This window comes from Escherichia sp. E14V7 (assembly GCF_004212225.1).
GTDB lineage: Bacteria > Pseudomonadota > Gammaproteobacteria > Enterobacterales > Enterobacteriaceae > Escherichia.
The window spans coordinates 251,627-269,876 of sequence record NZ_RHJJ01000013.1 but is presented as its reverse complement, the minus strand read 5'-3'; the positions used below and the strand labels follow the sequence as shown (position 1 = coordinate 269,876).

Here is an 18,250-nt window from a genome sequence, read left to right as displayed (position 1 = left end):
GTCTAAACATATCTCTTCAAAAAAGATCGTCACTGCATTGACGTTGATGGCGGCGGCTGCAAGTTTTTACGCACAGGCTTCAGTGACGCCCGATCGTACACGTTTGATTTTTAACGAAAGTGAGAAATCTATTAGTGTTACCTTGCGTAATAACGATCCTAAACTTCCTTACCTGGCGCAAAGCTGGATTGAAGATGAAAAGGGTAACAAGGTTAGCTCGCCATTAGCTGTTTTACCTCCTGTACAGCGTATTGATGCGATGATGAACGGTCAGGTGAAAATTCAGGGATTGCCAGATATCCACAAATTGCCTGCCGATCGCGAAACGATGTTCTACTTTAACGTTCGCGAGATCCCGCCTAAATCAAACAAAGCTAACACGCTGCAAATCGCTCTGCAGACACGAATCAAACTTTTCTGGCGTCCTAAGGCACTGGAAAAAAGCAGCACACAAACTCCCTGGCAGCATAAAGTGACCCTAACCCGCAGCGGCCAGGAATTTACCGTCAATAACCCAACGGCGTATTACGTCATCATCAGCAACGCCAGTACGCAGAAAAATGGCAATCCAGCGGCGGGTTTCTCGCCGTTAGTCATGCCGCCCAAAACCAACGCCCCGTTAAACGTGAAAATGGATAGCACACCAGTGCTGACCTATGTCAACGACTATGGCGCGCGTATGCCGCTCTTTTTTACCTGTAATGGCAACAGTTGTCAGGTTGATGAAGAACGAAGTAGCAAAGGCTGATTCCAGGAGAATCCGATGAGAAAGATGTTTCTGGTTAAATTGCTGCTGGTTTTTTGCGTGGTGAGCCATCCTGCGGTAGGTGGAGGTTCGAAATCAGTTGAGCTGACATTGCGAGTGTTGGTCGATGCTCCGCCACCTTGTTCGGTAACGGGCAGTGCTGTGGAGTTTGGCGATGTGATCATCAAAAAGATCAATGGCACCAACTATCGCATGAATGCTGAGTACAAACTGGACTGTAATGGAAGCCTGAGTGACGACCTGCAAATGCAGTTTAAGGGAGCGACTACCACGATTAATGGCGAAACAGTGTTGAGCACAGGGATTTCTGGATTTGGGATTCGAATTGAAAATGCGGCTGATAATTCGCTGTTTCCGATTGGCGAAAACAACTGGATGCCTTTCAACATCAACAGCCAACCGAAGCTGAAAGCGGTGCCAGTAAAAGAGAGCGGTGTATCACTCGCGGCATCGGAATTTAACGCCAGTATGACCATGGTGGTGGATTATCAATGAAACGACTCGTTTTTTTTGTGATTTGCAGTTGCTGTAGCGTGGTACAGGCAGCTACACCGGACATTACTTTTCACGGAACTCTGATATCACCGCCTGTTTGTACCATTAGCGGCGGGAAAACCATTGAAGTGGATTTTGGTGACATCCTTATTAATGACATTGACGGTGTTAACTTTCTTCAGACTGTGCCATATGAGATCACCTGTGATTCTGGTGTTCGAGATGCGGTTTGGGAAATGACACTGACCTGGAAGGGGACACCTACCAATTACAATACGTCGGCGGTCCAGACCAGCGTTACCGACCTGGGCATTGAAATGCAACAAAATGGCAGTCCGTTTGAGCTGGATAAACCTCTGAGTATTGATCCTGCCAGCCCCCCAATGCTCAAGGCGGTACCGGTGAAAGCCAGCGGCGCGGTGTTGGGAGACGGAGCATTTTCCGCGTATGCCACGCTACAGGTGGATTACCAATGAAAACACAAGAATATGTTCTCGCAACGCTGCTGGGGAGCTTAATGCTGATCTGTGTAGCGCCGGTGCAGGCGGCTGATAACCTGCATTTTTACGGTAATCTATTGAATAAAACTTGTACGCCAGTAGAGACACAAGGATTGCTGGCAGAAGTGCAGTTTCCTACGGTGAGTACACAAGATTTAATGGTCGCCGGGCAGTCGGCCCGCCAGCCTGTAGTTTTTCAACTGAAAGACTGTAAGGGGCCAACCTCATACAACGTAAAGGTAACCTTGACCGGCACAGAAGATAGCGAACAGCCGGGTATTCTGGCGCTGGATGCGTCATCGGGTGCGCAGGGAGTAGGTATAGGTATGGAAAAAAACGACGGCACACCTGTCGCCATCAACAGTACTACTGGTGCGACCTTTGTACTTAATAATGGCAGCAATAGCCTAAATTTTCGCGCCTGGTTACAGGCAAAAAGCGGTCGTGATGTGACTCCCGGTAATTTTACCGCTCAGCTAACCGCAACGTTTGAGTACCTTTAAAATGAAAAAATTACGCTATTTTTTTTGCTTACTTGTATTGATGTTACCTACCGCGATGGCATCAATAACGTTTCGTGATATGCACACCGACATGGGTTATGCCGGTAACTTTAATACCTCAACCTGGTATGAACTTAATGTTCAAACCTCATCAGGTGTATATCAGGGAGAATATCACCGGGATGGTTATATTCTTCTGGTCGGAGATATTCCGAATATATCCTGGAATGGGCCAGGGCCAGCCCCCAAAATTAATGTGAAAAGTGGGGAATCTATTGATCCATCGAATTGTCCAGGGCTGCCGGCATCGGGAGAATTTACTTGTAACAAGGTGATCATGGACATCATCGTTGAAGGAGATCCTGGTGGCTGTCCCTGGATAGTGACCAGTAATATCAAATCACAATCAAGAAGAAGTGGTGTTGTTTATATGGGACCATCGACTTTTAACTCCACATGTCCGCCGATTCCTTTAGACCCTTATGATGTTTCATGGAGCCCAAATTCGGTAGTACGTAGCAAGCTATTATCATTGAAATCCACTGGAGGGGTAATCGAAAATACACTCCCCACCTTTTTGATGAAGGATGGCAAGTTGTGTGATGGTAGCCAATTTGACGATCGTGGCGCATATTGTCGCTTTGTATCGCAAATGATCACTTTTACGTCATATGGTTGTACCGATAACAAAGTGACAACCATACCAAACCGACATGCGATAACTGACAAGCAACTGCACGATATTGTGGTTCGTGTCGATACCACTACACCACAACCTATAGATTCCACTTGCCGATTCCAGTATGTGCTGAATATGTTGTAGTGACCAAACCGGATACGGCGTTTATGTCGTATCCGGTTCAGCATTCAGGGCAACTCCGGCGGCAGCCACTCTTCCACTTCAATCAACACCAGCAACGCCGCATCACCACCGTACTCTTTCGGTGCCTGGTGAAACGCCATCACATGCGGATGTTGCGCCAGCCACAGTGGTGCTTGTTGCTTCAAAATATGCTTACCGTGTCCATGCATCACGCAGGCACAAAATACATGTTCACGGCGGCAGGCGGCAATCAACGCCCCTAGTTCCTGCTTGGCTTGTAGCTGCGTCAGACCGTGTAAATCCAAAAACAGCTCCGGCGAATAATCACCGCGTCGCAGTTTCTTCGCCTCAAAATGACTGACATCTGGGCGAACATATTTAACCGGGCCTTCGGTATTCAATAACGGCTGAAACTCATCTGAGAAATAATGGCTGGCATCAGCCTGTTCCTGAATCAACCGCTTAACCGGCACTTCGCTGATTTTCTTACGCTGCGGTCGGTGGACAATTGTGTCCTGCTTAATCTTGCGAGTCCCCGCCATCAACTGGCGAAACAGAGCCTGGTCCTCCTCGCTAAGTGTTGTTTTCTTTTTCATCTATGCATCTCTATTTTTTATTTTCCTACAGTTTACCCGACTCGCAGCCCAATCGATCGGACAAAACATAATTTTCCTGCGTCATCGCCGCGTGAATGCTGATTTATCGTCATCTTCATGGCAAACTAGCCGCCGAAATTATTGCGATCATGCCCTGGAGGAATACGTGGATAAAATTTTCGTTGATGAAGCAGTAAATGAGCTGCAAACCATTCAGGACATGTTGCGCTGGTCGGTGAGCCGCTTCAGCGCGGCAAATATCTGGTACGGTCACGGCACCGATAACCCGTGGGATGAAGCCGTGCAACTGGTGTTGCCTTCGCTCTACCTGCCGCTGGATATTCCGGAAGATATGCGCACCGCGCGTCTGACCTCCAGCGAAAAACACCGTATTGTTGAACGCGTGATCCGCCGCGTCAACGAGCGCATTCCGGTGGCTTACCTGACCAACAAAGCCTGGTTCTGCGGCCATGAATTTTACGTCGATGAACGCGTGCTGGTGCCGCGCTCGCCGATTGGTGAACTGATCAACAATAAATTTGCCGGACTCATCAGCAAGCAACCGCAGCATATTTTAGATATGTGTACCGGTAGCGGCTGCATCGCCATTGCCTGTGCTTATGCCTTCCCGGATGCAGAAGTCGACGCGGTAGATATCTCTCCCGACGCGCTGGCGGTTGCTGAACAGAACATCGAAGAACACGGTCTGATCCACAACGTCATTCCTATTCGGTCCGATTTGTTCCGCGACTTGCCGAAAGTGCAGTACGACCTGATTGTCACTAACCCGCCGTATGTCGATGCGGAAGATATGTCCGACCTGCCAAACGAATACCGCCACGAGCCGGAACTGGGCCTGGCATCTGGCACCGACGGCCTGAAACTGACGCGTCGCATTCTCGGAAACGCGGCAGATTACCTCGCTGATGATGGCGTGCTGATTTGTGAAGTCGGCAACAGCATGGTACATCTTATGGAACAATATCCGGATGTTCCGTTCACCTGGCTGGAGTTTGATAACGGCGGCGATGGTGTGTTTATGCTCACCAAAGCGCAGCTTATTGCGGCACGTGAACATTTCGCGATTTATAAAGATTAAGTAAACACGCAAACACAACAATAACGGAGCCGTGATGGCTGGAAACACAATTGGACAACTCTTTCGCGTAACCACCTTCGGCGAATCGCACGGGCTGGCGCTCGGTTGCATCGTCGATGGTGTTCCGCCAGGCATTCCGCTGACGGAAGCGGATCTGCAACACGATCTTGACCGCCGCCGCCCTGGGACATCGCGCTATACCACCCAGCGCCGCGAGCCGGATCAGGTCAAAATTCTCTCCGGTGTTTTTGAAGGTGTGACCACCGGCACCAGCATTGGCCTACTCATAGAAAATACCGACCAGCGTTCTCAGGATTACAGCGCAATTAAGGACGTTTTCCGTCCGGGTCATGCCGATTACACCTACGAACAAAAATACGGTCTGCGCGATTATCGCGGCGGCGGACGTTCTTCCGCCCGCGAAACCGCCATGCGTGTGGCGGCAGGGGCGATTGCCAAAAAATATCTCGCCGAGAAATTTGGTATTGAAATTCGCGGCTGCCTGACCCAGATGGGCGACATTCCGCTGGAAATCAAAGACTGGTCGCAGGTCGAGCAAAATCCGTTCTTCTGCCCGGACCCGGACAAAATCGAAGCCTTAGATGAACTGATGCGCGCGCTGAAAAAAGAGGGCGACTCCATCGGCGCGAAAGTCACCGTTGTAGCAAGTGGCGTCCCCGCCGGACTTGGCGAGCCGGTCTTTGACCGCCTGGATGCCGACATCGCCCACGCGTTGATGAGCATTAACGCGGTGAAGGGCGTGGAAATTGGCGATGGTTTTGACGTGGTGGCGCTGCGCGGCAGCCAGAACCGCGACGAAATCACCAAAGACGGTTTCCAGAGCAACCATGCAGGCGGCATTCTCGGCGGTATCAGCAGCGGGCAGCAAATCATTGCCCATATGGCGCTGAAACCGACCTCCAGCATTACCGTGCCGGGGCGCACCATTAACCGCTTTGGCGAAGAAGTTGAGATGATCACCAAAGGCCGTCACGATCCTTGCGTCGGGATCCGCGCAGTGCCGATCGCTGAAGCGATGCTGGCGATCGTTTTAATGGATCACCTGTTACGGCAACGGGCGCAAAATGCCGATGTGAAGACTGAAATTCCACGCTGGTAAAAAATGAACAAAACTGCGATTGCGCTGCTGGCCCTGCTTGCCAGTAGCGCCAGCCTGGCAGCGACGCCGTGGCAAAAAATAACCCAACCTGTGCCGGGTAGCGCACAATCGATAGGTAGTTTCTCCAATGGTTGTATCGTCGGCGCTGACACGCTGCCGATACAGTCCGAACATTATCAGGTCATGCGTACCGATCAGCGTCGCTACTTCGGTCACCCGGACCTGGTGATGTTTATCCAGCGTCTGAGTAGCCAGGTGAGCAATCTGGGCATGGGGACGGTGTTGATTGGCGATATGGGGATGCCTGCTGGTGGGCGTTTCAACGGCGGTCACGCCAGCCACCAGACCGGACTGGATGTTGATATCTTTCTGCAACTGCCAAAAACACGCTGGACCTCTGCGCAGCTCTTGCGCCCGCAAGCATTAGATTTGGTTTCCCGCGACGGTAAACACGTTGTCTCCACGCTGTGGAAGCCAGAAATTTTCAGCTTGATCAAACTCGCCGCCCAGGACAAAGACGTCACGCGCATTTTTGTTAATCCGGCGATTAAACAACAACTTTGCCTTGATGCCGGCAACGATCGCGACTGGTTGCGCAAAGTGCGACCCTGGTTCCAGCATCGTGCGCATATGCATGTACGATTACGTTGTCCTGCCGATAGTCTGGAGTGTGAAGATCAACCTTTACCGCCACCAGGCGATGGTTGCGGGGCAGAACTGCAAAGCTGGTTTGAACCTCCAAAACCGGGAACAACAAAGCCTGAGAAGAAGACACCGCCTCCGTTGCCGCCTTCCTGCCAGGCGCTACTGGATGAGCACGTGATCTAATGGAAACGTTTAATAGCCTGTTTATGGTTTCCCCGCTGCTGCTGGGCGTCCTCTTTTTTGTCGCCATGCTGGCGGGATTTATCGACTCGATTGCCGGTGGCGGTGGGTTACTCACCATTCCGGCATTGATGGCGGCGGGGATGTCTCCCGCTAACGCGCTGGCAACCAATAAGCTGCAAGCCTGCGGTGGCTCTATTTCCGCCACTATCTACTTTATTCGCCGCAAAGTGGTTAGTTTAAGCGATCAGAAACTCAATATCGCCATGACCTTTGTCGGCTCAATGAGTGGCGCACTGCTGGTGCAATATGTTCAGGCCGATATATTACGGCAGATATTGCCCATCCTCGTGATTTGCATCGGCCTCTATTTCTTGCTGATGCCAAAGCTGGGTGAAGAAGATCGCCAGCGCCGGATGTACGGTTTACCCTTCGCGTTAATTGCCGGTGGCTGTGTCGGTTTTTACGATGGATTCTTTGGGCCAGCTGCCGGATCGTTTTACGCGCTGGCCTTCGTTACGCTGTGCGGATTCAACCTCGCCAAAGCCACGGCTCACGCCAAATTACTTAATGCAACGTCAAACATCGGCGGTTTGCTGCTGTTTATTCTCGGCGGCAAAGTGATTTGGGCGACGGGATTTGTGATGCTGGTGGGGCAGTTCCTCGGCGCGCGCATGGGTTCACGACTGGTGTTGAGCAAAGGACAAAAGCTGATCCGCCCGATGATCGTTATCGTCTCGGCGGTGATGAGTGCCAAATTACTTTATGATAGCCACGGACAGGAGATCCTCCACTGGTTGGGGATGAACTAATGAACAGTACACACCACTATGAGCAGTTGATTGAAATTTTTAATAGCTGCTTTGCCGATGAATTTAATACCCGTCTGATTAAAGGCGACGACGAACCGATCTATCTTCCTGCTGATGCGGAAGTACCGTATAACCGAATCGTCTTCGCTCATGGCTTTTACGCCAGCGCCATCCACGAGATTTCGCACTGGTGTATTGCCGGGAAAGCGCGCCGTAAGCTGGTTGATTTCGGCTACTGGTATTGCCCGGACGGTCGCGATGCCCAAACGCAAAGCCAGTTTGAAGATGTTGAAGTGAAGCCGCAGGCGCTTGACTGGTTGTTCTGCGTGGCGGCGGGATATCCGTTTAACGTCAGTTGCGACAATCTGGAAGGGGATTTCGAACCGGATCGCGTGGTGTTTCAACGGCGAGTACATGCGCAGGTGATGGATTATCTGGCTAACGGTATTCCAGAACGTCCGGCACGCTTAATTAAAGCATTACAAAATTATTATCACACGCCGGAACTTACGGCGGAACAATTCCCGTGGCCGGAAGCGCTCAACTGAAGCCGGCGCCACGTTTTACAATGAGGAAAGAAGATGATCGCGGAGTTTGAATCACGCATTCTGGCATTAATCGACGGTATGGTTGACCATGCCAGTGATGATGAGTTGTTTGCCAGTGGGTATTTGCGTGGCCACCTGACATTAGCTATCGCAGAACTGGAAAGTGGTGATGACCACTCCGCTCAGGCGGTGCATACGACCGTTAGCCAGAGTCTGGAAAAAGCCATTGGTGCTGGTGAATTGTCGCCGCGTGACCAGGCGCTGGTAACCGATATGTGGGAACACCTGTTTCAGCAGGCGTCACAGCAGTAAGTTGTTGGCGTCTGGAGCACCATGCCTGATGCGACGCTTATCGCGTCTTATCAGGCCTACAGGTCACACGTAGGTCGGATAAGGCGTTTACGCCGCATCCGACAAACAATGCCAAAGCAGATTACCCCGCCTTAACCGCTTTACCTTTCAACAACTTCCGCACCCATAACCTATTCGGATTTAACGCCGCCAGCGTACTGGCATCCATCGGAATCGGTTCTTCACTCATCTGTGCCGCCAGAATCTCGGCACACAGCGGGGCAGAACACAAACCGCGCGAACCTAAAGCAGCAAACATAAAGAGATCGTCATAAATCGGCGCGCTTACCGCCTCATCTTTCTGTTCCGCCAGCGACGCATATTCCACGAGTGTAGCGTCATAATCAGGCACGTTGCCTACCATTGGCAGATGATCGCGAGTGGCACAACGCACACCGCAGCGCGCCTCTTTATCACTGACATCAACCGCTTTCGCCCACTGTTCCTGCGGGAAACAATCAATCAACCGCTGGCGATTCTGCTGCTGATCGTCCTCACTGTACGCCGTATCTTCGCTGCCGCGATGATAACTGGCACCAATACAATGATGTTGATTCGCCGGATTTTGTGGCGTGAGATAACCGTCATAGCACAGCACTTGCTTCAGCTTCGCCAGTTCCGGCGTTGTCGGAATATGGCTGACCTGCCCGGCAACCGAATATACTGGCAGAGATGATGTTTGGCTGAAACGGCTGATTTGATGCCCGTTCGCCAGTACCACCACTCGATGCGTCGCTTGCTGATCACCTGCAAAATTCAACAACCAACAGTCATCCTTACGGGATAAATCCTGTAACTGATGTTGATAACGAATCTGCAAACCCTGCTGTTGCGCCAGTTCCAGCACATTACGGGTCAGTTCCGCCGGACACAGCCAGCCACCTTGCGGATAAGTAATACCGCTGCAATTTGTCGCAACGCCTGTAATTTGTTCAACCGCATTAGCCTCAACGGCTACAGCCAGCTCTGCGGGTAAATCCATCGACAGCATCTGTGCGATTTTATGCTGGCTTTTCTCATCCCAGCCTAACTGTGTGACGCCGCACCAGTCATGATCAAATTTAACGGGTAATTGGTCGTAAAGCCGACGAGCAAAAGTAAACGCATTAGAGAAAAAGCGGTTTAGCGCCTCATCGTGTTTACTTAAGAGCGGATACAGCGCCCCCTGACGATTGCCGGAAGCACCCAGCGCGGGGGCCTCATCCGCACAATAAAGCGTTACCTGCCAGCCGCGACGTAATAGCGCCAGCGACAACAACGCGCTGGCAATACCGCCGCCGATAATCGCTGCTTCCCGTTTGCGGCTGCCCGTACGATTAAACCACGGCGTGGAGCAGGGGAGGGGTAATGTCTGTTCCATCACCCCACAAAGCATTTCCCGTTTGCGCCCAAAGCCCTTACGTTTTTGCATGGTGAATCCGGCTTCCTGCAAACCGCGGCGGACAAAACCAGCAGAAGTAAATGTCGCCAGCGTGCCGCCCGGACGCGCCAGTCGTGCCATGGCGTTAAACAGATTTTGCGTCCACATATCCGGGTTTTTCGCTGGCGCAAAGCCGTCCAGAAACCAGGCATCTACTTTTTGATTTAGCGAATCGTCCAGTTGGCTGGTCAGTTCGTTTATATCGCCAAACCATAAATCCAGCGTTACGCGGCCTTCATCGAGCAATAAACGATGGCAACCGGGCAGGGGCAAAGGCCACAGTGTCTGAAGCTGTTCCGCCCACGGCGCAAGTTCCGGCCAGTGTTGGTGCGCTAACGCTAAATCAGCACGAGTGAGGGGAAATTTCTCAAAACTAATGAAATGTAAGCGTTGTAATTGCGCCTGTGGATGCGCTTCGCGAAACTGATCAAATGCCTGCCATAGCGTCAGGAAGTTTAATCCGGTGCCGAAGCCGCTCTCTGCTACCACAAACAGAGGATGTGGATGCTCAGGAAAGCGTGCCTCTAATTGGTTACCCCCAAGAAAAACATAACGCGTCTCTTCCAGTCCGTTATCGTTGGAAAAATAGACATCGTCAAAATCTCGGGAAACAGGTGTACCCTCAGCATTAAATTCAAGGTTGGCAGGTTGTATGGAGTAGTGTTTCACGTAAGTTACTCGTCTTACAGGCGGTGGCTCGATCTTAGCGATGTGTGCCAGGCTGCGCAAATTTCTCTATTAATTGGCTGATCGGACTTGTTCGGCGTACAAGTGTACGCTATTGTGCATTCGAAACTTACTCTATGTGCGACTTACAGAGGTATTGAATGAAACGTGCAGTGATTACTGGCCTGGGCATTGTTTCCAGCATCGGTAATAACCAGCAGGAAGTCCTGGCATCTCTGCGTGAAGGACGCTCAGGGATCACTTTCTCTCAGGAGCTGAAGGATTCCGGCATGCGTAGCCACGTTTGGGGCAACGTAAAACTGGATACCACTGGCCTCATTGACCGCAAAGTTGTGCGCTTTATGAGCGACGCATCCATTTATGCATTCCTTTCTATGGAGCAGGCAATTGCAGATGCTGGCCTCTCCCCGGAAGCTTACCAGAATAACCCGCGCGTTGGCCTGATTGCAGGTTCCGGCGGCGGCTCTCCGCGTTTCCAGGTGTTCGGCGCTGACGCAATGCGCGGCCCGCGCGGCCTGAAAGCGGTTGGCCCGTATGTGGTCACTAAAGCGATGGCATCTGGCGTTTCTGCCTGCCTCGCCACGCCGTTCAAAATCCACGGCGTTAACTACTCCATCAGCTCTGCGTGTGCGACTTCCGCACACTGTATCGGTAACGCAGTAGAGCAGATCCAACTGGGCAAACAAGACATCGTGTTTGCTGGCGGCGGCGAAGAGCTGTGCTGGGAAATGGCCTGCGAATTCGACGCAATGGGCGCGTTGTCTACCAAATACAACGACACCCCGGAAAAAGCCTCCCGTACTTATGACGCTCACCGTGACGGTTTCGTTATCGCTGGCGGCGGCGGTATGGTGGTGGTCGAAGAACTGGAACACGCGTTGGCACGTGGTGCTCATATCTACGCTGAAATCGTTGGCTACGGCGCAACGTCTGATGGCGCAGACATGGTTGCTCCGTCTGGCGAAGGCGCAGTGCGCTGCATGAAGATGGCGATGCACGGTGTTGATACCCCAATCGACTACCTGAACTCCCACGGTACTTCGACTCCGGTTGGCGACGTGAAAGAACTGGCAGCTATCCGTGAAGTGTTCGGCGATAAGAGCCCGGCGATTTCTGCAACCAAAGCAATGACCGGTCACTCTCTGGGTGCTGCTGGCGTACAGGAAGCTATCTACTCTCTGCTGATGCTGGAACACGGCTTTATCGCCCCGAGCATCAACATTGAAGAGCTGGACGAGCAGGCTGCGGGTCTGAACATCGTGACCGAAACGACCGATCGCGAACTGACTACCGTTATGTCTAACAGCTTCGGCTTCGGCGGCACCAACGCCACGCTGGTAATGCGTAAGCTGAAAGATTAATTCGGAGTAGGTCGGAGTAGGTCGGAGTAGGTCGGATAAGACGCGCCAGCGTCGCATCCGACGTTACGCGCCAATGCTGCCTCCGGCACTAAAGAATAAGGGAACCCGATGGTTCCCTTTTTCACATCATTGACAATCGCCGCCTGTTCCAGGCAAACTTCCCGCTTTGTCGATTTCCTTCTGAAAAGACGTACGCGTTAAATCCTGCCAACGCACCGTAACCCTGAAAACCAGAGAGATGAGACGGGGAGACTCCTCGCCTTGCGCTGCATTCTGGAGTAATGCATGACTGCTGTAAGCCAAACAGAAACACGATCTTCTGCCAATTTTTCGCTCTTCCGCATCGCTTTTGCGGTTTTTCTAACTTACATGACCGTAGGGCTGCCGTTGCCGGTTATCCCGCTGTTTGTTCATCATGAACTGGGCTATGGCAACACCATGGTCGGGATTGCCGTCGGCATTCAGTTTCTGGCCACGGTGCTGACGCGTGGCTACGCCGGACGACTGGCCGATCAATATGGTGCAAAACGTTCGGCGCTTCAGGGCATGTTCGCCTGTGGTCTGGCTGGCGGCGCGCTGCTGCTGGCGGCGCTTTTGCCTGTCTCCGCACCGATTAAATTTGCCCTGCTGGTCGTCGGGCGTTTGATTCTTGGTTTTGGCGAAAGCCAGTTGCTGACGGGCGCTTTGACCTGGGGATTGGGCATTGTCGGGCCGAAACACTCAGGCAAAGTGATGTCGTGGAACGGGATGGCGATTTATGGCGCACTGGCGGTGGGCGCACCGCTTGGCTTGTTGATTCATAGCCATTACGGTTTTGCCGCACTGGCGCTTACGACAATGGCATTGCCTTTACTGGCGTGGGCTTGTAACGGCACAGTCCGCAAAGTACCGGCAATGGCGGGAGAACGTCCATCGCTGTGGAGCGTTGTCGGACTTATCTGGAAACCGGGTCTTGGTCTGGCGCTTCAGGGCGTTGGCTTTGCGGTTATCGGAACCTTTGTATCGCTCTACTTTGCCAGCAAAGGATGGGCGATGGCAGGTTTTACACTCACCGCATTTGGCGGCGCATTTGTCGTGATGCGCGTGATGTTCGGCTGGATGCCAGACCGTTTTGGCGGCGTGAAAGTGGCGATTGTCTCTTTGCTTGTCGAAACGGTAGGTTTGTTGCTGCTCTGGCAAGCGCCTGGCGCGTGGGTGGCATTAGCTGGTGCGGCGTTAACCGGGGCAGGGTGTTCACTTATCTTCCCGGCGCTTGGTGTGGAAGTGGTTAAGCGCGTTCCGTCTCAGGTTCGCGGTACTGCGCTCGGCGGTTATGCGGCGTTTCAGGATATCGCCCTCGGTGTTTCCGGGCCACTGGCAGGTGTCCTGGCGACCACATTTGGCTACTCGTCGGTATTCCTTGCCGGGGCGATATCGGCGGTGCTGGGGATTATCGTGACGATACTGTCATTTCGTCGTGGTTAACTCAATAACCAGACCAACATCACGATGATGGCGGTCAGCAATATCCACAGGCTGGGGCGCATGGCCATTTCTTGCATTGTGTTAATGAATGGCGTAAAGGGATTGAGCAACGGTTGAATATCTCGCGGTTCAATCCCATTCACCCGCCGTTGATAAAGCTGGTTGAGGATATCCTCGGCCTGTGCGGAAGTCAGGGCTGATTGCTGAGAAAGGCCATATTTTTGCTCAACATAGCTCGATAATACTGTCAACTCGCTGGCATCCAGTGGCTGTTTTAGCGCCATCTGAAGCGACTCCAGCGTCGGTGTATTTTGCTGACTTAACACCTGGCGTGCCTGCAACCAGGTAACCAGGTGGGTAAACATTTTGGCCGGGATCAACTCACCATTTTTTACCCCAGAAAGTTCCAGCATAGATTGCCAAATCTGTTTGCTGGGTTCTCCTGTTGCCGCCGCGAGTTTAGTCACCAGTTGCTTAAGCGTATTGTGTTCTGCCGGTAGCAAAGGGCGATCGGTCGCCTGGCGCTGTTGCGGCTGCGGGATAACCATCTTCCCTTCCTGTAACAGCGTCAGGACGGTTTTTAATTGCTCCGGTGAGAGTTGATTCAGCGGCGTCTGACCAAAGTTATGACGAATGTAATCTGTGACCGCCTGACGATTATTCCCCAGCCGTAAATACTCGCTCAATTGCGCCAAAAGCTGGCGGACAGAATGGCTTTCTTGCGCGGCCAGTAAACGTTGTGCAAGGTTTTGTTCTGCGGCGGGGAAATTGCGTGAAAGTAACGGTGAATCGCCCGGCAGACCGATGTCGTGCTTTATACCAGCCCACAATTCCGCGCTCTGCTGTTGCGTCAGCGAAGTCACTTTGGTTATCAAACTTTCCAGCACTGTACGTTGCAAGCTGGATAAAGGCTGATTGCCTGCGCCAGACGACAGTTTATCCCCCTGACCCGGTGGTTGCCCAGGAGGGGCGGAAATTGGTTGTATCATTACGTATCCTTATACCTGAAATCATCGCAAGTATGCCTGGCCGCGAGATTATGGCACACTTGTCCGGTTAACTCTCGTTCTCATACAGGTACCACAAACGTGAAAATCCTTGTTGATGAAAATATGCCTTATGCCCGCGAATTATTTAGTCGTCTGGGGGAGGTGAAAGCGGTTCCGGGGCGTCCAATTCCAGTTGCTGAACTGGATGATGCAGATGCTTTGATGGTGCGTTCGGTCACGAAAGTGAATGAATCTTTGCTGGCAGGAAAGCCGGTAAAATTTATTGGCACCGCGACCGCGGGGACGGACCATGTCGATGAAGCGTGGTTAAAGCAGTCGGGAATTGGTTTTTCTGCTGCACCTGGCTGCAATGCGATTGCGGTAGTGGAATATGTTTTCTCGTCACTGCTGATGCTCGCCGAACGCGATGGATTTTCACTGCACGAGCGTACCGTGGGGATCGTGGGCGTCGGCAACGTCGGGCGACGGTTACAGGCGCGGCTGGAAGCGTGGGGGATCAAAACATTACTTTGCGATCCACCACGCGCCGATCGTGGGGATGAGGGGGATTTCCGTCCTCTTGATGAACTGGTCGCGCAAGCAGACATTCTGACTTTCCATACGCCACTCTTCAAAGATGGTCCGTACAAAACGCGGCATCTGGCGGATGAAAAACTGATTCGCAGCCTGAAGCCGGGGGCAATTCTGATTAACGCCTGCCGTGGTGCCGTTGTCGATAATACGGCACTGCTGACCTGCCTGAATGAAGGTCAGAAGTTAAGCGTGGTGCTGGATGTCTGGGAAGGCGAGCCAGAACTCAACGTCGAGCTGCTGCAAAAAGTGGATATCGGCACGCCGCATATCGCGGGCTATACCCTCGAAGGTAAAGCGCGTGGCACAACGCAAGTGTTTGAAGCCTACAGCAAGTTTATTGGTCATGAACAGCACGTGGCGTTGGATACATTGCTGCCCGCGCCGGAGTTTGGCCGCATCACGCTGCATGGTCCGCTCGATCAGCCGACGCTAAAAAGGCTGGTGCATTTGGTGTATGATGTGCGCCGCGACGATGCGCCGTTGCGTAAAGTCGCCGGAATACCGGGTGAGTTCGATAAACTGCGCAAAAATTACCTTGAGCGCCGTGAATGGTCGTCTCTGTATGTGATTTGTAATGACGCCAGTGCGGCATCATTACTGTGTAAACTGGGTTTTAACGCCGTTCATCATCCGGCTCGTTAATCTCTTCTTCATGCTCTCTGCTGTAACATAGGCAGGGAGCTTTGCATTTTCTGGAGTAAACCACCATGTCTGAAGGCTGGAACATTGCCGTCCTGGGCGCAACTGGCGCTGTGGGCGAAGCCCTGATTGAAACGCTGGCTGAACGTCAGTTCCCGGTTGGGGAAATTTATGCACTGGCACGTAACGAAAGCGCAGGCGAACATCTGCGCTTTGGTGGTAAGACAATCACCGTGCAGGATGCTGCCGAATTTGACTGGACGCAGGCGCAACTGGCGTTTTTTGTCGCAGGCAAAGAAGCGACCGCGACCTGGGTTGAAGAAGCAACCAACTCAGGCTGCCTGGTTATCGACAGCAGCGGATTGTTTGCTCTCGAACCCGACGTACCGCTGGTGGTGCCGGAAGTAAACCCGTTTGTACTTGCTGATTACCGTAACCGTAATGTCATCGCCGTACCGGACAGCCTGACCAGCCAGCTGCTGGCTTCTCTGAAACCGTTAATCGATCAGGGCGGATTGTCGCGTATTAGCGTTACCAGCCTGATTTCAGCCTCCGCACAGGGCAAAAAAGCGGTCGATGCGTTAGCGGGGCAGAGTGCGAAATTGCTCAACGGCATTCCGATTGACGAAGAAGATTTCTTCGGACGTCAGCTGGCGTTCAACATGCTGCCGTTACTGCCGGACAGGGAAGGTAGCGTGCGCGAAGAACGTCGTATCGTCGATGAAGTGCGCAAAATCATGCAGGACGAAGGGCTGATGATTTCGGCAAGCGTCGTGCAGGCACCGGTATTTTACGGTCACGCTCAGATGGTTAACTTTGAAGCTCTGCGTCCGCTGGCGGCAGAAGAAGCGCGTGATGCGTTTGCTCAGGGCGAAGATATTGTGCTCTCTGAAGAGAACGAATTCCCGACTCAGGTAGGGGATGCTTCGGGTACGCCGCATCTTTCTGTGGGCTGCGTGCGCAATGATTACGGTATTCCAGAGCAAATCCAGTTCTGGTCGGTGGCCGATAACGTCCGTTTTGGCGGCGCACTGATGGCAGTGAAAATCGCCGAGAAACTGGTGCAGGAGTATCTGTACTAATGTCCGACCAGCAACAACCGCCAGTTTATAAAATTGCGCTGGGCATTGAGTACGACGGCAGTAGGTATTACGGCTGGCAACGGCAGAACGAAGTCCGCAGTGTGCAGGAGAAGCTGGAAAAGGCGCTCTCCCAGGTGGCGAACGAGCCCATCACCGTCTTCTGCGCCGGGCGTACTGACGCAGGCGTACACGGCACCGGGCAGGTAGTGCATTTCGAAACCACCGCGCAGCGCAAAGACGCCGCGTGGACATTAGGCGTAAATGCGAATTTACCTGGTGACATCGCCGTGCGTTGGGTTAAAGCTGTACCTGATGATTTTCATGCCCGATTTAGCGCCACGGCTCGCCGTTATCGCTACATCATCTACAATCATCGGCTGCGCCCGGCAGTGCTGAGTAAAGGTGTGACCCACTTCTACGAACCGCTGGATGCCGAACGGATGCATCGGGCTGCGCAATGCTTGTTGGGCGAGAATGATTTCACCTCATTTCGCGCGGTGCAGTGCCAGTCCCGAACGCCGTGGCGCAACGTTATGCATATTAACGTCACGCGACATGGTCCTTATGTGGTGGTAGATATCAAAGCGAATGCCTTTGTACATCATATGGTGAGGAATATTGTCGGTAGCCTGATGGAAGTAGGCGCCCACAACCAGCCAGAGAGTTGGATAGCAGAGCTGTTAGCGGCAAAGGACAGAACGCTGGCGGCAGCAACGGCGAAAGCGGAAGGGCTGTATCTGGTTGCGGTAGATTACCCTGACCGATTTGATCTTCCAAAACCGCCAATGGGCCCGCTGTTTCTGGCGGACTAATGAGAATAATGCTCTAAAAATTTCAGGCTGTAGCCAATGCAGTTACAGCCTGAGAAATGAAGAGTACAAGGCATAGGCAATTATGGACCTGATTTATTTCCTCATCGATTTTATTTTGCATATTGATGTGCATCTGGCGGAGCTGGTCGCAGAGTACGGCGTCTGGGTTTATGCCATTCTGTTTTTGATTCTGTTCTGTGAAACCGGGCTGGTGGTAACGCCTTTCCTGCCTGGTGATTCGTTGCTGTTTGTCGCTGGCGCGTTGGCATCTCTGGAGACTAATGATCTCAACGTCCATATGATGGTGGTACTGATGTTGATTGCTGCAATTGTGGGTGATGCGGTCAACTACACCATTGGGCGGTTATTTGGTGACAAACTGTTCAGTAATCCGGATTCGAAAATTTTCCGTCGTAGTTATCTTGATAAGACTCATCAGTTTTACGAGAGACATGGCGGCAAAACAATTATTCTCGCCCGTTTTGTACCGATCGTCAGAACGTTCGCGCCGTTCGTTGCGGGAATGGGCCACATGTCGTATCGTCATTTCGCCGCTTTTAACGTGATTGGTGCACTGTTGTGGGTACTGATTTTTACCTACGCAGGTTATTTCTTCGGCACGCTCCCTTTCATTCAGAGTAACCTTAAACTGATGATTGTTGGCATTATTTTTGTTTCAATATTGCCTGGGGTTTTCGAATTTATTCGTCACAAACGCGCAGCGGCACGCGCCGCAAAATAAAAAGTAACTCCGCGGTTCGACC

General features: G+C 52.3%; 20 protein-coding genes. 17 read left to right on the top strand and 3 right to left on the bottom strand.

Going from position 1 to position 18,250, the window contains the following annotated elements:
• Positions 1–46 precede the first annotated feature (46 nt).
• Genes D9741_RS15395 through D9741_RS15375 form a run of 5 tightly spaced genes read left to right on the top strand, consistent with a single transcriptional unit; the run spans position 47 to position 3,087 of the window.
• Positions 47–748 carry a fimbria/pilus periplasmic chaperone gene (locus tag D9741_RS15395; RefSeq protein WP_240725527.1) on the top strand — a complete coding sequence of 234 codons (702 nt, stop codon included), beginning with the start codon at positions 47–49 and terminating at the stop codon, positions 746–748.
• A gap of 15 nt (positions 749–763) precedes the next feature.
• Positions 764–1,261, top strand: coding sequence for a fimbrial protein (locus tag D9741_RS15390; protein ID WP_130216917.1), 498 nt, complete (start codon positions 764–766; stop codon positions 1,259–1,261).
• Complete coding sequence (locus D9741_RS15385; protein ID WP_130216919.1) at positions 1,258–1,737, top strand: fimbrial protein; 480 nt, start codon at positions 1,258–1,260, stop codon at positions 1,735–1,737. The genes D9741_RS15390 and D9741_RS15385 overlap by 4 nt, the downstream gene beginning before the upstream one ends.
• Positions 1,738–1,778: 41 nt before the next feature.
• The gene (locus D9741_RS15380; protein ID WP_130217206.1) at positions 1,779–2,264 is read left to right on the top strand and encodes a fimbrial protein; all 486 of its coding nucleotides are present in this window, start codon (positions 1,779–1,781) and stop codon (positions 2,262–2,264) included.
• A gap of 1 nt (position 2,265) precedes the next feature.
• Positions 2,266–3,087, top strand: a complete 822-nt coding sequence (locus tag D9741_RS15375; RefSeq protein WP_130216922.1) for a StfH/YfcO family fimbrial adhesin — start codon at positions 2,266–2,268, stop codon at positions 3,085–3,087.
• 44 nt (positions 3,088–3,131) lie between these two features.
• On the opposite strand, the gene smrB is transcribed toward D9741_RS15375, so the two are convergent.
• Entirely contained in the window at positions 3,132–3,683 is a 552-nt protein-coding gene (gene smrB, locus D9741_RS15370) for an endonuclease SmrB (RefSeq protein ID WP_130216924.1), read from the bottom strand.
• A 166-nt stretch (positions 3,684–3,849) separates the two neighbouring features.
• On the opposite strand from smrB, the gene prmB reads away from it, so the two are divergent.
• Genes prmB through D9741_RS15340 form a run of 6 tightly spaced genes read left to right on the top strand, consistent with a single transcriptional unit; the run spans position 3,850 to position 8,399 of the window.
• The gene (gene prmB, locus D9741_RS15365; RefSeq protein WP_130216926.1) at positions 3,850–4,782 is read left to right on the top strand and encodes a 50S ribosomal protein L3 N(5)-glutamine methyltransferase; all 933 of its coding nucleotides are present in this window, start codon (positions 3,850–3,852) and stop codon (positions 4,780–4,782) included.
• A gap of 34 nt (positions 4,783–4,816) precedes the next feature.
• On the top strand, positions 4,817–5,902 hold the full coding sequence (gene aroC, locus D9741_RS15360; protein ID WP_130216928.1) for a chorismate synthase: 1,086 nt from the start codon (positions 4,817–4,819) through the stop codon (positions 5,900–5,902).
• A 3-nt stretch (positions 5,903–5,905) separates the two neighbouring features.
• Positions 5,906–6,730 (top strand): penicillin-insensitive murein endopeptidase, encoded by an 825-nt coding sequence (gene mepA, locus D9741_RS15355; RefSeq protein WP_130216930.1) that lies wholly within the window; start codon positions 5,906–5,908, stop codon positions 6,728–6,730.
• Positions 6,730–7,539, top strand: coding sequence for a sulfite exporter TauE/SafE family protein (locus D9741_RS15350; RefSeq protein ID WP_064526496.1), 810 nt, complete (start codon positions 6,730–6,732; stop codon positions 7,537–7,539). Before mepA ends, D9741_RS15350 begins: the two co-directional genes overlap by 1 nt.
• Complete coding sequence (gene epmC, locus D9741_RS15345) at positions 7,539–8,087, top strand: elongation factor P hydroxylase (protein WP_130216932.1); 549 nt, start codon at positions 7,539–7,541, stop codon at positions 8,085–8,087. The genes D9741_RS15350 and epmC overlap by 1 nt, the downstream gene beginning before the upstream one ends.
• A 33-nt stretch (positions 8,088–8,120) precedes the next feature.
• Entirely contained in the window at positions 8,121–8,399 is a 279-nt protein-coding gene (locus tag D9741_RS15340; RefSeq protein WP_000559761.1) for a YfcL family protein, read from the top strand.
• A 121-nt stretch (positions 8,400–8,520) separates the two neighbouring features.
• Here D9741_RS15340 and mnmC read toward each other — a convergent pair whose 3' ends face one another.
• The gene (gene mnmC, locus D9741_RS15335; RefSeq protein ID WP_130216934.1) at positions 8,521–10,527 is read right to left on the bottom strand and encodes a bifunctional tRNA (5-methylaminomethyl-2-thiouridine)(34)-methyltransferase MnmD/FAD-dependent 5-carboxymethylaminomethyl-2-thiouridine(34) oxidoreductase MnmC; all 2,007 of its coding nucleotides are present in this window, start codon (positions 10,525–10,527) and stop codon (positions 8,521–8,523) included.
• A 158-nt stretch (positions 10,528–10,685) separates the two neighbouring features.
• Between mnmC and fabB the strand changes: the two genes are divergently transcribed.
• Both fabB and D9741_RS15325 read left to right on the top strand, forming a co-directional pair.
• The gene (gene fabB / locus D9741_RS15330) at positions 10,686–11,906 is read left to right on the top strand and encodes a beta-ketoacyl-ACP synthase I (protein ID WP_000817178.1); all 1,221 of its coding nucleotides are present in this window, start codon (positions 10,686–10,688) and stop codon (positions 11,904–11,906) included.
• 285 nt (positions 11,907–12,191) lie between these two features.
• The gene (locus D9741_RS15325; protein WP_130207268.1) at positions 12,192–13,370 is read left to right on the top strand and encodes an MFS transporter; all 1,179 of its coding nucleotides are present in this window, start codon (positions 12,192–12,194) and stop codon (positions 13,368–13,370) included.
• Here D9741_RS15325 and flk read toward each other — a convergent pair.
• Entirely contained in the window at positions 13,367–14,359 is a 993-nt protein-coding gene (flk, locus tag D9741_RS15320) for a flagella biosynthesis regulator Flk (RefSeq protein ID WP_130216936.1), read from the bottom strand. The two genes, D9741_RS15325 and flk, sit on opposite strands and share 4 nt — an antisense overlap.
• Positions 14,360–14,458: 99 nt before the next feature.
• Here flk and pdxB point away from each other — a divergent pair, with 99 nt between their 5' ends.
• The 4 genes from pdxB to D9741_RS15300 all read left to right on the top strand — a co-directional run bounded on the left by pdxB (position 14,459) and on the right by D9741_RS15300 (position 18,228).
• A complete protein-coding gene (pdxB, locus tag D9741_RS15315; protein WP_130216938.1) occupies positions 14,459–15,595 on the top strand; it encodes a 4-phosphoerythronate dehydrogenase PdxB in 1,137 nt (378 codons plus the stop codon).
• Between the two features lie 65 nt (positions 15,596–15,660).
• The gene (locus tag D9741_RS15310; protein WP_130216940.1) at positions 15,661–16,674 is read left to right on the top strand and encodes an aspartate-semialdehyde dehydrogenase; all 1,014 of its coding nucleotides are present in this window, start codon (positions 15,661–15,663) and stop codon (positions 16,672–16,674) included.
• Positions 16,674–17,486, top strand: a complete 813-nt coding sequence (gene truA, locus D9741_RS15305; protein ID WP_001283597.1) for a tRNA pseudouridine(38-40) synthase TruA — start codon at positions 16,674–16,676, stop codon at positions 17,484–17,486. The genes D9741_RS15310 and truA overlap by 1 nt, the downstream gene beginning before the upstream one ends.
• An 82-nt stretch (positions 17,487–17,568) precedes the next feature.
• Entirely contained in the window at positions 17,569–18,228 is a 660-nt protein-coding gene (locus D9741_RS15300) for a DedA family protein (protein WP_000364330.1), read from the top strand.
• The last annotated feature ends 22 nt before the right edge of the window (positions 18,229–18,250 follow it).